14 protein-coding genes are annotated in these 14,292 nt (G+C 72.0%); 9 read left to right on the top strand and 5 right to left on the bottom strand.

Translation table 11 applies throughout. The features are described 5' to 3' along the window. Positions 1–60 precede the first annotated feature (60 nt). Positions 61–678, bottom strand: a complete 618-nt coding sequence (locus OG534_RS26495; protein WP_326591239.1) for a TetR/AcrR family transcriptional regulator — start codon at positions 676–678, stop codon at positions 61–63. 433 nt (positions 679–1,111) lie between these two features. Between OG534_RS26495 and OG534_RS26500 the strand changes: the two genes are divergently transcribed. From OG534_RS26500 to OG534_RS26540, 9 genes are all read left to right on the top strand, one after another. Further along, positions 1,112–1,720, top strand: coding sequence for an AfsA-related hotdog domain-containing protein (locus OG534_RS26500; RefSeq protein ID WP_326591241.1), 609 nt, complete (start codon positions 1,112–1,114; stop codon positions 1,718–1,720). A 92-nt stretch (positions 1,721–1,812) separates the two neighbouring features. After that, positions 1,813–2,430: a hypothetical protein gene (locus OG534_RS26505; RefSeq protein ID WP_326591242.1), complete on the top strand. Its 618-nt coding sequence runs from the start codon at positions 1,813–1,815 to the stop codon at positions 2,428–2,430. Positions 2,431–2,506: 76 nt separating this feature from the next. Next, on the top strand, positions 2,507–3,358 hold the full coding sequence (locus OG534_RS26510; protein ID WP_326591244.1) for a hypothetical protein: 852 nt from the start codon (positions 2,507–2,509) through the stop codon (positions 3,356–3,358). Positions 3,359–3,375: 17 nt separating this feature from the next. Next, complete coding sequence (locus OG534_RS26515; RefSeq protein WP_326591245.1) at positions 3,376–3,594, top strand: tautomerase family protein; 219 nt, start codon at positions 3,376–3,378, stop codon at positions 3,592–3,594. A gap of 103 nt (positions 3,595–3,697) precedes the next feature. Then, positions 3,698–4,492 (top strand): carboxymuconolactone decarboxylase family protein, encoded by a 795-nt coding sequence (locus OG534_RS26520; RefSeq protein WP_326591246.1) that lies wholly within the window; start codon positions 3,698–3,700, stop codon positions 4,490–4,492. Positions 4,493–4,569: 77 nt separating this feature from the next. Further along, a complete protein-coding gene (locus tag OG534_RS26525) occupies positions 4,570–5,274 on the top strand; it encodes an HAD family hydrolase (RefSeq protein WP_326591247.1) in 705 nt (234 codons plus the stop codon). Further along, positions 5,271–6,350 carry a 3-oxoacyl-ACP synthase III family protein gene (locus tag OG534_RS26530; protein ID WP_326591248.1) on the top strand — a complete coding sequence of 360 codons (1,080 nt, stop codon included), beginning with the start codon at positions 5,271–5,273 and terminating at the stop codon, positions 6,348–6,350. Before OG534_RS26525 ends, OG534_RS26530 begins: the two co-directional genes overlap by 4 nt. Positions 6,351–6,591: 241 nt before the next feature. After that, positions 6,592–7,851 carry an MFS transporter gene (locus OG534_RS26535; protein ID WP_326591249.1) on the top strand — a complete coding sequence of 420 codons (1,260 nt, stop codon included), beginning with the start codon at positions 6,592–6,594 and terminating at the stop codon, positions 7,849–7,851. A gap of 118 nt (positions 7,852–7,969) precedes the next feature. After that, positions 7,970–8,965, top strand: coding sequence for an aldo/keto reductase (locus tag OG534_RS26540; RefSeq protein ID WP_326591250.1), 996 nt, complete (start codon positions 7,970–7,972; stop codon positions 8,963–8,965). 302 nt (positions 8,966–9,267) lie between these two features. Here OG534_RS26540 and OG534_RS26545 read toward each other — a convergent pair whose 3' ends face one another. From OG534_RS26545 to cobT, 4 genes are all read right to left on the bottom strand, one after another. Further along, entirely contained in the window at positions 9,268–10,443 is a 1,176-nt protein-coding gene (locus OG534_RS26545) for a sensor histidine kinase (protein WP_326593866.1), read from the bottom strand. A gap of 72 nt (positions 10,444–10,515) precedes the next feature. Beyond that, positions 10,516–11,160 (bottom strand): hypothetical protein, encoded by a 645-nt coding sequence (locus OG534_RS26550; RefSeq protein WP_326591251.1) that lies wholly within the window; start codon positions 11,158–11,160, stop codon positions 10,516–10,518. 53 nt (positions 11,161–11,213) lie between these two features. Then, a complete protein-coding gene (locus tag OG534_RS26555; protein ID WP_326591252.1) occupies positions 11,214–13,079 on the bottom strand; it encodes a phosphatidylglycerol lysyltransferase domain-containing protein in 1,866 nt (621 codons plus the stop codon). Between the two features lie 84 nt (positions 13,080–13,163). Continuing rightward, positions 13,164–14,228, bottom strand: coding sequence for a nicotinate-nucleotide--dimethylbenzimidazole phosphoribosyltransferase (cobT, locus tag OG534_RS26560; protein ID WP_326591253.1), 1,065 nt, complete (start codon positions 14,226–14,228; stop codon positions 13,164–13,166). Positions 14,229–14,292 lie beyond the last annotated feature (64 nt).

Consider the following 14,292-nt stretch of genomic DNA (forward strand, 5'->3'; position numbering starts at 1 on the left):
CGGCCTCAGCCGGGCCACTTCAGCTTGCATGCCGTGAGGGAACGTCACAACCCTTGGAAGTCACGGTGAAGCATCGAGGCCGGGTGCCGGCGCGCGGCTGTTGATGACCGCGCAAGCGTACGAGGTAAGGCTGGCGCGCAATTGGTCCCAGCCTTCTTCGGAGCCGGTCACGAGACCTGCCATCAGCCGGCGCTGCTGCTCCACCACGAAGGGCCAGGAGGCGATCCCGATCAGGGTCATCAGCAGATGACCGACCTCTTGGGGCGAGGTGAGGGACAGTGCCTTGCCGAGGGTCTCGTTCTTGCTCAGGTAGTACGCCTGGCGCTCCTCCTCGCCGGGAATCTCGGCGTCTCCGTAGTGCAGGCCCTCCCAGGCCAGGAGCCGCACGAGACTGGTGTCACGGCGGTGGTAGTCGAAGATCTGGCCGACGTAGTGCTCGAGATCCTCCCGCGTCGTCGGCATCGGAACCTGCTCGCCCAGTTCCCGGTAGGCGTGCGCCAGGACGGTGGAGAACAACTGCTCCTTGCTGCCGAAGTACGAGTACAGGCGCTGCTTGTTCGCCGCAGCCTGCTCAGCGATGCGGTCCACCCTGGCGCCTGCGATGCCGAACTTGGCGAACTCCGCACGGGCCGCGTCCAGGAGACGGGTCGGCGTGTCGCGGGTTGAGTCCTTGGTCATGGACTCAGTTTAGAACATGGCCAACCAACTGGATAGTTCAGGAAACCATCTAGTTGGTTGCACCCTTTCGGGTGATCGCTTAGTGTCGGTGACGTCAGCCCGGCAGGCACCTCCGACAGAGCCGCCGGGGCCTGGGTGCAGCCCGGCACACAGCCTGGGCCGGGGACCGCACGGCGCTCGGAGCCGCGAGGGTCTCCGCGCTTCGCACACTCATCACTCTGGTCGCCCGTCGTGGCAGTTCCACGCCGTACGGCTCCACTACCGAGGAGTTCCTATCAATCAGTCGATCCAGAGCATCGTCCTGGTCGGGGACCGGTTCAGCGGGTTCGCCGTCCAGGAGAACGTCTTCACCGTCTCGCAGTTAGCCGACGACATCCGGCGCGGCGTCTACGCCAAGGAGGGCGTCCCGGTCCTTGTCGAAAGCGCCCAGGGCGTGTCCGAGGCCGATGTGTTCCCCATCGTCGAGGAACTGCGTCATCGCGGCCTGGACCGCATACACATCCGGCTTCAGCCCTCCACCCTCAGCGGAGCCGGCGAGGTCCACAAACACCAGGTCGCCAACGCCCTGATCGCGGATCTGCACCAGGTGGACGACTCGCTCTTCGGCGCCGGACTGCGGCTGCACAACGACAATGAGCTCCTGCTCGACCACCAGACCGGCCAGCATGTGCAGGGCATGGTCGCCATCGAGGCGTCCAGACAGATGTTCCTCGCCGTGACCGAGCGGTTCTTCGCCGCCCAGTGGCCGCAGCGCAAGTACTACTTCGTCATCGAGCACATGAACACCGCCTTCGAGAACTTTCTGTTCCCGCTGTGTTCGACCATCGAGTACCGGATCACCGAGTCCCGCACGCAGGACCCGTCCCGGCTCTCCTTCAGCGCTGAGGTCGGCATCCACCAGGCCGGCCGCCGCGCCGCCTTCACCCAGCTGGCCTTCACCGCCTTCGACACCGACGTGATCGAGGCCAAGGAGGACCGGCGCGCCCGCCGGGCCGTCGAGCACACGCTCCGGGCCCCGGCCGACGCCCTCTCCGGCGTCTGACAGACCCCGGCCCCCGGCCGTTCCCCCGGCCGCCACCGCACCCCGGGCGTCGCCCGATTCTCCCTTTCACAGATCCCCCGAGGAGCACAGTCATGTCCGCATCACTCATCACCGCCGTGGAACTGTCGGTCAAGCCCGACCAGGTCGATGCCGCCGCCACCGCATGGAAGGCCCACCACGCCGCGTCGGCGTTCGAAGGCCGTGCACTGTTCCGCAGCCTGGAGGGTTCCACCCTCCTGGAGCTGGCCCCGGTCGCCGGCTGGGAGCAGCTCGGCGCTCTGCGCGCCGACTGGGACCAGCTGTGGGAGACGCTGGCCCCGGCGGCCGAGGGCGACTTCCGCCGTCAGGTGCTGGGCTTCGTCGACGCGCCCAAGCCGGTCGACACCCCGCTGCCGCAGACGGCCTACGTGCAGATGCGCCACATCGAGGTGCCGCCGCGGGTGTACAGCGCGTACCGCGCCTGGCGTGAGGAGACCATCTACGACGTGGTGCGCGGCGCCGACGAGGTCGAAGCCTTCGAGGCGTACCACTCGGTGCTGAGCACCGAACCCGGTGTCATGTTCGTCTCCGGGTTCAACTGCGACCCGGCCGAGTACAACGCGGTGTTCACCTCCCCGCGTTACCAGGAGATCGTCCGCCAGGCCGGTGACCGCTTCATCGCGGGCGGCGAGCGCGGTCTCTACACCACGATCTACGCCCGCGTCGCGTAGGTGCCGCACGCCGACCTGTCGCAGAACCAGAAACCCGACCGGTCGCAGAAACGAGGAGCCAGATGAGGAGAAGCGGATGGGACCGTCGCGCACCTACCAACTGAGTCTCACCACCCAGGGACCGGCCTACCCGCCCAGCGAAGTGATGGACGCGAACGGCGACTTCGTCGTGATCGGCCGCATCAACCGTGACGACGGGGCGGGCGGCGTCTCGAACGGCTGGGGGTGCGCGATCGTCGCCGCCGACAGCCCCCTTCCGGAGTTCGGCGGGAACGAGCCGTACCGCATCATTCGCGAACTGCCGGACCACCCTGGCCAGTTCAGCCCCGCTGACAACGAGATCGTGCTCCACACGCTGCCGCTGCCGCTGCCGTGCAGCAACTACCCGATGGTGTTCGCCCCCGAGCAGTTCCCGAACGCGTCCGAGGTCGTCCGCCCCAGCTATCCGTTCCACCAGGTCGCCGTGCCGGACCTGCGGGCGCAGGACGGGCCGAAGGTGACCGAACCGGTGACACTCGGCACCTGGGGCCGGGCGCGCGGCGAGCTCGAGGTACGGCTGAGCGACGACAGGAAATCCGGCGAGTTCGGCTTCGAGTTCTCCGGGATGCTGCCGAACAGCCTGTACACGGTGATGTCGCTGCGCGAGCACGACCTGGACCCGGCCGGGCCGACCCGGCCCGGACCGCTCGGGGTGCCCAACGTCTTCGTCACCGACCGGGACGGCAGGGGCCGCTATCGGGCGGTGCTGCCCGACCCCTTCCCGGCGCCCAGCGCCGGCGGCAATCGCATCGTGAACGTCGTTGTGCTGTGGATGAGCTACCAGCAGAACTACGGCGGGGCGATCGGCCGGTTCGGCCTGGGCGGGGACATCCACGCGCAACTGAAGCTGCAGGGACCGAGCTTCGACGAATTCATCACCACCGGCTGACGAGAGGAACCACCACCATGCCGATCATTTCCGTGACGACCTGGCCCAGCGAGGACGACGACAAGTGCCGCGAGCTCGTGGAAGAGCTGACGGAGACCGTACACCGGGTCACCGGAGCGCCGCGGGACCGGATCACCGTCTACGTCCAGGAGGTGCCGCGAAACCGCTGGTCCGAAGGCGGCGCGATGGGGTCCGACCCGGATTTCGCGCGGCTCAGCCGGGCCGGCGGCGTCTGACACGGCCCGCTCCCGGCACCACCGGTGCCGGTTCCGGTGCCGGCACCGGCACCGGGCACGACGCCCGGCACCACACCGCACCGCACCAGGAAGGAACCCCGGCATGAGCACCCCCTGCCCCGGCACCGAGCACGACAACGACCGCATGGAGCGCGGGCTGCGGACGCTGCGCCGGATCGAGGCCGCCGAGCGGCCCGGCATCCTCGACGGTTTCCAGGACGTGGCCCCCGGCTTTGGTGAGCTGGTCGTCGGCTTCGCCTTCGGCGACATCTGCTCCCGCCCGGGCCTGGAGCTGCCTACCCGCCAGCTCGTCACCGTCGCGGCACTCACCGCGCTGGGCAACGCCGCCCCGCAGCTGGAGTTCCACGTACGGGGCGCACGCAACGTCGGGTGCGACCGCCGCGAGATCGTCGAAACGGTCCTGCGGCTGAGCGGCTACGCCGGTTTCCCCGCGACGCTGGAGGCGCTGGGCGTCGTCCGGTCCGTCTTCGCCGCCGAGGGCGCGGGCGTGCCGTCCGCCGAACGGTCCGAGCGCGGGCTGCGAACGCTGCGGGCCCTCGACGGCGACGGCGGTGTCTGCGAGCAGGTGCTGGCCTCCGTGCGCGCCCTCGACCCGGACCTCGCGGACGATCTCGTCGAGAGTGCCTTCGGCCACCTCGACCCCGTCACGTCGCGCGGCGGTCTCGACCCGCTCACCCGCGCAATCGTCGCCGTGGCCGCCTGCACCGCCCTGGGCACGCTCCGGCCGCAGCTCACGGCACAGGTGCACGCGATTCTCGACGCCGGCGGCACACCGCAGGACGCCGTCGAGACGATCCTGCAGATGGCCGTGTACGCCGGTGTCCCGGCGGCCGTGAACGGCCTCAACGCGGCGCGCGACGTCTTCCGCACGCGATGACCGACGCTGCCACCGTGCCCGCCACCGTCGCGCGGCGGCCCCGGAGCCCGATCCCGCATCAGAAGGAGGGACCCGTCATGACCTCTCGTTCCTACCTTGTCTTCGCCGACGTGGACGAGACCCTGATCCACTGCAAGAGCATGTTCGACTTCCTGCGGTACCACCTGACCGGCCGGCACGGCGCCGCGGGGACGGCCGAGCACGACCGGCTCCTCGCCGGCTTCCGGCGGGCCGCCGACGCCGGCACGCCGCGCGAGCAGATCAACCGCGCCTACTACGCCGCCTACGCGGGTGAATCCGTTGCCACCATCGCCGCCTGGGGCGAGCGCTGGTTCGCGGACCGCGCCGCGGACGGTCTGTTCATCGACACGACCCGCGACGCGCTGCGCGCCCACCGCGAGGCCGGTGCCGAACTCGTCCTGGTCTCGGGTTCGTTCCCCGCCTGCCTGGACCCCGTCGCGCGGGCCGTCGGCGCCGGGCACCTGCTGTGCAGCCGCCCCGTCGTCGAGGCGGACGGCCCGGCCGGCCCGGGTGGTGGCGGTACGTACACGGGGCTGATCGAGACCCCGATGATCGGTGCGCAGAAGGCGGTCGCGGTCCGTCGGTTCCTCGCCGCCCGGCCGGAGATCGACCCGCGGGATTGCTACGCGTACGGCGATCACCCATCCGACCTGCCGATGCTCGAATGCGTCGGCCACCCGGTCGCGGTCGGCGACGACCCCGCGCTGCGAGCCCTGCTCGACGCCCGGCCCTCCCCCACTCCTTTGGAGCACCAGCCGTGACCGTGTACTCACCAGCAACGTCAACCGTCGGCATCGTCGGAACCGGCTCGTACCTCCCGAGCGACATCGTGCCCAACTCCGAGGTCGCCGAACGGGCCGGGGTCACCTCCGAGTGGATCGTCCGCAAGACCGGCATTCGCGAGCGCCGCCGCGCCGCGCCGCACGAAGCGACCTCTGACCTGGCCACCGCCGCCGCGCGGGCCGCGATGGACGACGCCGGGATCTGCGAACGCGACATCGCCTGGGTGATCGTGGCGACCTCCACCCCCGACTACCCGCAGCCGGCCACCGCCTGTCTGGTGCAGGACCGGATCGGCGCGACGCAGGCCGCCGCCTTCGACATCAACGCCGTCTGCGCCGGCTTCGTCTTCGCCCTGCAGACCGGTGCGCAGCTGCTGGCCGGGATCAGCGAGCACAGCGAGGCCAAGTACGCACTGGTCGTGGGCGCGGACGTCTACTCGCGGATCCTGGACCACAGCGACCGCAAGACCGCGGTGCTGTTCGGGGACGGTGCGGGAGCCGTCGTACTCGGCCCGGCCCGCCCCGGATTCGGCATCGTCGGTACCGGTACCAGCACCGACGGCAGCCTCCACGCGCTGATCGGGGTCCAGGCGGGCGGCAGCCGCCACCCCGCCTCGGCCGGCACCCTCGCCAACGGCCAGCACTTCTTCAAGATGCAGGGGCGTGAGGTCCGCGACTTCGTCAACGAGCGCCTGCCATCGGCCGTCCAAGGGGTGCTGGCCGCGCACGACGTGGATCCGGCCGCGGTCAGGCACTTCGTTCCGCACCAGGCCAACGGCGTGATGGTCGGCGAGGTCATCCCCAGCCTCGGGCTGCCCAACGCCCAGGCCCACCTTCCGGTCGACCTGCACGGCAACACCGGCGCCGCCTCGATACCGCTCGCGCTCGACCAGGCCAACCGGTCCGGCGCGCTGCTGGACGGCCATCTGGTGCTGCTGGCCGGCTTCGGCGGTGGCATGGGGGTCGGCACGGCCCTGATCCGCTGGGACGCCGAGTCCCCCAAGCACCTGCCACGCGAGCGCGCGGCGCAGCTCGTCGGGAGCGTCGCCCGGTGAACGGATTCCCCCTCGGCCCCGCCCACGCCTTCCGCTCCGCCCCCGTGTCCGACGCGCTGTGCGTCGTGCCCGGATGCGCGATCGCCCACTGGTCGATGGGACCTGACGTCCTGGACGCCGGCCCGTGCCCGCACGGCTGGAGTCCCCGCGCCCGGCCCGACCGCGACACCTCCGCCCTTGTCCTCACCCGAACCGGCCCCGACGGCCCCACCGATGCTTCACCCCAGGGAGACCGAAAGTCATGACACAGACCTCAACCACTCCCGCCCAGAACGGACAGCGCACCGTCGCACCCGATAATCCCGGCGCCTCACCGCTGCGCGCCTGGCTGGCCGTGATCGCCCTCGGGCTGGGCACGTTCTCCTTCGTCACCACCGAGACACTTCCCATCGGGCTGCTGCCGTCCATCGGCGCGGGCCTGGACGTCTCCGTGGGCACCGCCGGCTTCCTCGTCACCGGCTTCGCCGCCGTCGCCGCGATCACCGCGGCGCCGCTGACCACCCTGTGCGGGCGCATCGACCGCAAATGGCTGCTTGCCGGACTCCTGGTGCTGTACGTCGCGGGCAACCTGCTGGCCGTGATCGCCACCTCCTACGGGGTGCTCCTGGGCGCCCGGGTGCTGGTGGCGCTCGCCCATGGCGTCTTCTGGTCGATCGCCGCGGCCATCGCGGTCCGTCTGGTCCCCGAGCGGCACGCCGTGCGGGCCACCGCCCTCGTCCTCGGCGGAATCTCGCTGGCCTCGGTGCTCGGCGTCCCGCTGGGCACCATGATCGGCCAGCGGTCCGGCTGGCACACCGCGTTCGCCGCCGTCGCCGCGATCGGCTTCGTCGTACTGGTCGCCGTGCTTTTCCTGCTGCCCAGCCTGCCCGCCCAGGGCACGGGGAGCCTGGCCGCCCTGCCGCGCGTCCTGCGCAACAGCCGGCTGCGCGCCGCCGTCGCGGTCACCGCGCTGGTGATGATCGGCCATTTCCTCGCCTTCACTTACATCGCCCCGTACCTGGAGCAGGTCACCGGCATCAGCGAAGGCATGGTCGGTGTGCTGCTGCTGGTCTTCGGAGCCGCCGGATTCGCCGGCAACTTCGTCGCGGGCGCCGTCGTCGGCCGCTCGGTGCACGGCACCCTGGTCGGCGCGCTCGTCCTGATGACCGGCTCGCTCGCCCTGCTGTGGGCCTTCGGTGACTCGCGGCCCGCGGCGATCACCCTGCTCGTCCTGTGGGGCCTGGCCTTCGCGGCCCTGCCCGTGGGCCTGCAGACCTGGGTGCTGCAGCTCGCCAAGGAGGAGTCCGACGCCGCCTCGTCGCTGTACGTGGCCGCCTTCAACGGCGCCATTGCCGTGGGGGCCCTGGCCGGCGGCCTCCTTGTGGACTCCGCCGCCGGACCGCGCGCCGTGACCGCCGTCGCCGCCGTGCTGACCGCCTGCGCCCTGCTCACCCTGCTGCTCTCCGCCCGCAGCGCGCGCACCCACAACCCCGCACCCGCCAGGACCCGTACGAACGCCTGACCGCACCATCGCGAGCACCGCGACGCACGCCGGCCGGCTCACGACCTCTGACCGATTCACGAACACCCGACCCACGACCCGGCCGGAACGCGCGGCCGGAACGAAGGAGTGGCACCTCATGCACCAGCGCACCCTCGGCACCTCAGGACTCCAGGTCTCGGCGATCGGCCTCGGCTGCATGGGCATGTCGGCCTTCTACGGCACGAGCGACGACACCGAGTCGGTCGCCACGATCCGGCGCGCCCTCGACATCGGGGTGACGTTCTTCGACACCGCCGACGCCTACGCGGCCGGCCGGAACGAGGCACTGCTCGGCCGGGCCCTCAAGGGCCGCCGCGACGAGGCGGTGGTGGCGACCAAGTTCGGCATCCGCGGCGTCGGGCCCGGTGGCACGGCCGGCGGCGCCGTCATCGACTCCAGTCCCGCCTACGCCCGGCAGGCCTGCGACGCGTCGCTGGCCCGGCTGGGCGTGGACACCATCGACCTCTACTACGTGCACCGCCGCAACCCCGACACACCGATCGAGGAGACCGTCGGGGCCATGGCCGAACTCGTCACGGCCGGAAAGGTCCGGCATCTGGGGCTGTCGGAGGTCAACGCGGACACCCTGCGCCGTGCCCACGCCGTCCACCCCATCACCGCCCTGCAGACCGAGTACTCGCTGTGGGAGCGTGACGTGGAGACCCACATCGCACCCACAGCACGGGAGTTGGGCATCGGACTCGTGCCCTACTCACCGGTCGGCCGGGGTTTGCTCACGGGAGCCCTCACCTCACTCGACCAGCTGGACGCGGACGACTACCGCCGCACCGACCCGCGCTTCCAGGGCGAGAACCTCACGCGCAACCTCGCCCTGGTCGAACGGGTCCGGGCCCTGGCCGGCCGGATCGGCTGCACCCCGGTGCAGCTTGCCCTGGCCTGGCTGCTGACCCGTGGGCCGGAGGTCGCCCCGATTCCCGGCACCCGGCGCATCACCCGCCTGGAGGAGAACGCCGGAGCGGCCGACCTGACGCTCACCGCCGCACAGCTGGACGAGCTGGAGCAGGCCGTCCCGGCGACCGCGGTCGCCGGCGAGCGCTACGCCCCGGCGGCGCTGCGCCTGCTCAACACCTGACATTCCGCCCCGCTCCACTCGGGGCGTGCGCACGTCACCCCTGCGTTTTACCCTCACCCGCCCGCTGCGAGCATGGTTCCCTGCGTGCCGTACTGCTTCCCGACGCCCCGGGCGCGACCGACGTCCAGCGGGTGGGGGCGCGGAGCCCGGTGCCCGGCGGAGCCGGGTTCCCCGGGGCGCCGCCCCAGACCCCGCGCCTCAAACGACGGCGGGGCTGAGGTTGCCCGGGCGGATGTCAAGCGCCGGCGAGGCTGGATGTGCCCGGGTGGATCAAGCGCCGGCGGGGCCGAAATGGGCCCCGGCTACGACACCGGCAGGGTGGCGTGGACCCGGTAGCCGCCCCCGTAGCGCGGCCCGGCGAAGCAGGAGCCGCCCAGGGCGCCCGTGCGTTCGCGCATGCCGAGCAGCCCGTGCCCGCCGCCGGGCTCCGCGTCGGGAGGCTCCGCGCCGCCGCCGCCGCCGTCGTCGAGCACCGTCACCTCCACCGACGGCCCCACCCGCACCACGCTGACCTCGGCCTTGGCCCCCGGCCCCGCGTGCTTGCGTACGTTCGTCAGCGCCTCCTGGATCACCCGGTACGCCGCCAGGTCCACCGCCGCCGGCAGCGGCCCCGCCTCGCGGTCCAGCTGGACGATCACCTCCACCGGCAGCCCGGCGTGCCGGAAGGTGTCCACCAGCTCGTCCAGCACGCTCAGCCCGGGCGCGGGCTCGGTCGGCGCCTCCGGGTCACCGGACTGCCGCAACAGCCCGACCGTGGCCCGCAGCTCGTTCAGCGCAGACCGGCTGGCGTCCCGTACGTGGGCCAGGGCCTCCTTGGCCTGGTCCGGGCGCTTGTCCATGACGTGCGCGGCCACCCCCGCCTGCACGTTGACCAGGGCGATGTGGTGGGCCACCACGTCGTGCAGATCCCGGGCGATCCGCAGCCGCTCCTCGGCGACCCGCCGCCGGGCCTCCTCGTCCCGGGTCCGCTCGGCCCGCTCGGCCCGCTCCCGGATGGCGTCGACGAAGGCCCGCCGGCTGCGCACGGCGTCCCCGGCGGCCGCGGCCATCCCGGTCCAGGCGAAGATCCCGAGGTTCTCCTGCGCGTACCAGGGCAGCGGCCCGGCGAGCATCGCCACGCCCGTCAGGCCCGCCATCGTGAGCAGCCCGATCCGCCAGGTCGTCGGCCGGTCGGTGAGGGCCGCCACCGTGTACAGGGCGATCACCGTGCACATGGCGACGGGCGCCCTCGGCTCCCCGGTGGTCAGCTCCAGCAGGCAGAGCCCGCAGGTGACGGCGAGCACGGCGCGCGGCTGCCGGCGCCGGAACACCAGGGCGGCCGCGCCGAACAGCATCAGCAGCAGGGAGAACGGCTCGGGGGTGCGCGTCCCGAAGGTGGGCCCGTGCGGCCCGTGCGGGTCGGCGAAGGAGCCGACGACCATGGCGACGAACGCCCCGAAGGCCAGCACGGCGTCGGTGGCGAGCGGATGGGCCCGCATCCACTGCCGGGTGGGGGCGAAGGGCCCGAGGTCTGTCGTCACCCCGATACGGTACGGCCTGCCCGCCGCCGCCTACGGCGGAGGGCGCTGCCCCAGCGGGACGGGGGCGCGCGCCGCAGCCCACTGCGCGCGGACCACGCACACCGCCATGACCGCGGCGATGGCCGCCAGGTGCTCCTTGCCCGCCAGGTTGTTCTTGACCATCACCTCGCCGATCATCACCAGGATCACCAGCGCGCCCGTCAGGTACGCCCGGTAGCGCCAGCAGACGTAGATGGCGAGCCCCACCACCGCCGCCGAGGGCCCGGTGTCGTTGATGACCCGGTCGGACACCGGCAGGCCGAAGGGGTGCTCCGGACCCAGCGCGAGCCCGATCCGCGCGTACGTGGTCCCCGCGAGGGTGGCGACGTAGCCGATCACCAGCGTGCGCCACCAGCCGATGCAGATCTCCGCGATCCCGAAGACGAGCAGGATCTGCGCGAGCGCCCCCCACACCGGCAGGTCCAGGGCCGGGACGAACAGCGACAGGGGGGTGCGCAGCAGGGCGAGCGAGAACGGGTCGGCGGCTTTGACCGACCCGAGGTCCTGGACCACCTGGAAGCCCCAGGAGGTGTTCTGCACGATCTGGAAGAGCGAGGTCAGGCAGACCGCGCCGAGGGTCATCGGGATCGCCCGCCACTTCTCGCGGACGAGCGCGTCCCGGACGGTCCGGAACATGGGCCCCCACTCACGGTGGGCGAACCGCCCGAGTGAGGAGGCGTTCCACGCTGTCAACGGCGGGTCTCCAGGTGTCTGCGGTGCAGCCACTTCGGAAGGCCGGGGGCCTCCAGGAAGCCTTCGGCCCGGCCGGCCGCGACACCGATCCGCAGCAGGTCCGAACTCTTCTCGAAGAGCATGAACCGCGGTTCCCAGATCGGCCGGTATTTGGCATTGGCCCGGTAGAGGGACTCGATCTGCCACCAGCGCGAGAAGAAGCTCAGCAGCGAGCGCCACATCCGCAGCACCGGACCCGCGCCGAGCCGGGACCCGCGCTCGAAGACGGACCGGAACATCGCGAAGTTCAGCGAGACCTGGGTGACCCCGATCTCCTTGGAGCGCTCCAGGAGTTCGATGACCATGAACTCCATCAGGCCGTTCTCGGAGTCCCGGTCACGGCGCATCAGGTCCAGCGACAGACCCTTGGGTCCCCACGGCACGAAGGACAGCAGGGCCCGCAGATCGCCGTTGCCGTCGGTGCACTCCAGCATCACGCACTGGCCGTCGGCCGGATCACCCAGCCGGCCGAGCGCCATGGAGAAGCCGCGCTCGGTCGCGCCGTCGCGCCAGTCGTCGGCGCGGCGCACCAGCTCGGCCATCTCGTCGGCCGGGATGTCGGCGTGGCGGCGGATGCGGACCGTGTACCCGGCCCGCTTGACGCGGTTGAAGGCCTGCCGGACGGTCCGCATGGCGCGGCCCTCCAGGGTGAACTCGGCGGTCTCGACGATCGCCTCGTCACCGAGCTCCAGCGCGTCCAGGCCGTGCCGGGCGTAGATCTGGCCGGCTTCCTCACTGGCTCCCATCACGGCCGGCACCCAGCCGTGCTCGCGGGCCTCGGCCAGCCACGGATCGATGGCGCCGGGCCACGCCTCGGGGTCACCGATCGGGTCGCCGGAGGCCAGCGAGACGCCGCCGACGACGCGGTAGGTGACGGCCGCCTTGCCGGTGGGGGACCAGATGACGGACTTCTCGCGGCGCAGCGCGAAGTAGCCGAGCGAGTCGCGGTCGCCCTGCCGGGCCAGCAGCGCCCGCAGCCGCTCCTCGTCCTCCTCGCTGATCGGGTCGACGGCGCGGCGCGAGCGGAAGGCGGCGAACAGCACGGCGAGCAGCAGCAGCATCGACATGACGTTGATGACCACGTCCACCCAGCCGGGGGTGGTGATCGCCGCGTAGGCCCGGTCGTCCGGGGCCAGGGTGATCAGCCGCATCACGCCGTACTTCCAGCGCGCCAGGAAGGAGGACTCGGCGCTGAGCGGAGCGGTGTTGGCGGCGCCGACGAGCAGGGCCGCGACCAGCGAGGTGACCAGCAGGCCGACGGCGGCGACGGCGGTGGCGAGTGCCGGGTTGGAGCGGTCGCCCTTGGCGTAGAACTCGCGTCGGCCCAGCAGCAGGGCGCCGGTGAAGGCGGCGGTCAGGGCCAGGGAGACCCAGTTCTGCGGGTGCTCGCGGATCTCCTCGTACGCGAAGAGCGCGTAGGCGAGCAGCAGGGCCAGCAGGCCGCTGAGCACGAGGTTGAGGATCCAGGAGGCGCGCTTGCGGCGGCCGAGGGTGACGGCGAGCAGCAGCGTGAAGAGCCCGGAGGCGAAGCCCGCGGTGAGCATGTACGGGGTGTAGAAGTCCTCGATGTTGTGGCGCCGCAGGTCCTGCCCGAGCGAAACCCACACCGCGCTGAGGAAGTTGATGAACGTGACGGCGCGCAGGTACCAGACCGCGAACGCGGCGCCGCGCCGTGATCGGGTGCTCCCCCGGCCGGTCTCCCGGCCGCCCCCTGCCGCCCTGCCGGCGGGATCGCCGCCGGTCTCTTTCCTTCCGGATGACGGACCGGTCGCCGGTACGGCGGTGCGGTCGGTCTGTGCGCTGGTCAAGCGGACCTCTCCCATAAAAAGCGATCATATGGGGCGCCGCCGTCCTTGATCGGGCGAGTCGGGGACCACGGCCTGGTCAGGACCGCGGGCCCCGGCGGCTCATTCCGCCGGCTCCGCCACCGCCCGCTCAGGGAGTTCCGCCGCGAGTGCGGCGGCCGCCTGGACGAGGGGGAGAGCCAGCAATGCCCCGGTACCTTCACCTACTGTGACGCCGTGATCGAGCACGGGGTTGAGCGCCATTCGGTCAAGTGCCTTCGCCTGCCCCGGCTCGCCGCTCGCCTGCCCGGCCAGCCACCAGTCGGGAGCCCGGAACGCGGCGCGCTGCGCCACCAGCCCGCACGCGGCCGAAACCACACCGTCGAGGATGACGGGCGTACGGCGTACCGCGCACTGGAGCAGGAAACCGGTGATGGCGGCCACGTCCGCGCCGCCGACCGCGGCCAGCAGCGCGACCTGGTCGCCCAGGACCGGGCGGGCCCGGCGCAGCGCGTCGCGGATCGCCGCGCACTTGCGCATCCAGGCCAGGTCGTCGATGGGCAGGCCGCCGCGGCCGGTGACCACCGAGGCGTCGGTGCCGCACAGGGCGGCGACCAGGGTCGCGGCGACGGTGGTCCCGCCGACGCTGAGGTCGCCGAGGACGACCAGGTCCGTCCCGGAGTCGGCCTCCTCGTCGGCGATCCGCATCCCGAGCCGCAGCGCCGCCTCGGCCTCCTCGGCCGTCAGCGCGTCCTCCACGTCGATCCGGCCGCTGCCGCGCCGCACCCGGTGGCCGGTCACGTCCTCGGGGAGCAGCCCGGGGTCGCAGTCGAGGCCGGCGTCGACGATCCGTATGGTGGCGCCGAGCCGGCCGGCCAGCACGGCGACGGGGCTGGCCCCGTCGAGCACGGCACGCACCAGCTCGTGGCCGGTGGAGGCGGCCCGGGCGGAGACGCCCCGGGAGGCGATCCCGTGGTCGGCGGCGAACAGCACCACGCGCGGGTGCTCGATCGGTTTGACCGGAACACGCCCCTGCGCGGCGGCGAGCCACTCGGCGAGTTCGTCGAGCCGGCCCAGCGCGCCGGGCGGCACGGCGAGGCGCTCACGGCGTTCCTCGGCATCACGCCGGACGCCCCCGTCGGGGCGCTCGATCAGATCGGAGAAGTCGTCGAGATTCAGCGTGCTCATCTGCCAGAGCGTACAGCCGGTAAGGCCCTCCCTCAGGCCTTGGTTGTGTCGTCAAAGTCCCGTC

Origin of the sequence: Streptomyces sp. NBC_01294 (assembly GCF_035917235.1) — a bacterium.
In the GTDB taxonomy this organism is placed as follows: domain Bacteria; phylum Actinomycetota; class Actinomycetes; order Streptomycetales; family Streptomycetaceae; genus Streptomyces; species Streptomyces caledonius.

Bases quoted from the DNA above. Each gene is read 5' to 3' on its own strand.
- OG534_RS26495 (WP_326591239.1), bottom strand. From the start codon at position 678: ATGACCAAGGACTCAACCCGCGACACGCCGACCCGTCTCCTGGACGCG.
- OG534_RS26505 (WP_326591242.1), top strand. From the start codon at position 1,813: ATGTCCGCATCACTCATCACCGCCGTGGAACTGTCGGTCAAGCCCGAC.
- OG534_RS26510 (WP_326591244.1), top strand. From the start codon at position 2,507: ATGGGACCGTCGCGCACCTACCAACTGAGTCTCACCACCCAGGGACCG.
- OG534_RS26515 (WP_326591245.1), top strand. From the start codon at position 3,376: ATGCCGATCATTTCCGTGACGACCTGGCCCAGCGAGGACGACGACAAG.
- OG534_RS26520 (WP_326591246.1), top strand. From the start codon at position 3,698: ATGAGCACCCCCTGCCCCGGCACCGAGCACGACAACGACCGCATGGAG.
- OG534_RS26525 (WP_326591247.1), top strand. From the start codon at position 4,570: ATGACCTCTCGTTCCTACCTTGTCTTCGCCGACGTGGACGAGACCCTG.
- OG534_RS26535 (WP_326591249.1), top strand. From the start codon at position 6,592: ATGACACAGACCTCAACCACTCCCGCCCAGAACGGACAGCGCACCGTC.
- OG534_RS26540 (WP_326591250.1), top strand. From the start codon at position 7,970: ATGCACCAGCGCACCCTCGGCACCTCAGGACTCCAGGTCTCGGCGATC.
- OG534_RS26545 (WP_326593866.1), bottom strand. From the start codon at position 10,443: ATGCGGGCCCATCCGCTCGCCACCGACGCCGTGCTGGCCTTCGGGGCG.
- OG534_RS26550 (WP_326591251.1), bottom strand. From the start codon at position 11,160: ATGTTCCGGACCGTCCGGGACGCGCTCGTCCGCGAGAAGTGGCGGGCG.
- OG534_RS26555 (WP_326591252.1), bottom strand. From the start codon at position 13,079: ATGGGAGAGGTCCGCTTGACCAGCGCACAGACCGACCGCACCGCCGTA.
- cobT (WP_326591253.1), bottom strand. From the start codon at position 14,228: ATGAGCACGCTGAATCTCGACGACTTCTCCGATCTGATCGAGCGCCCC.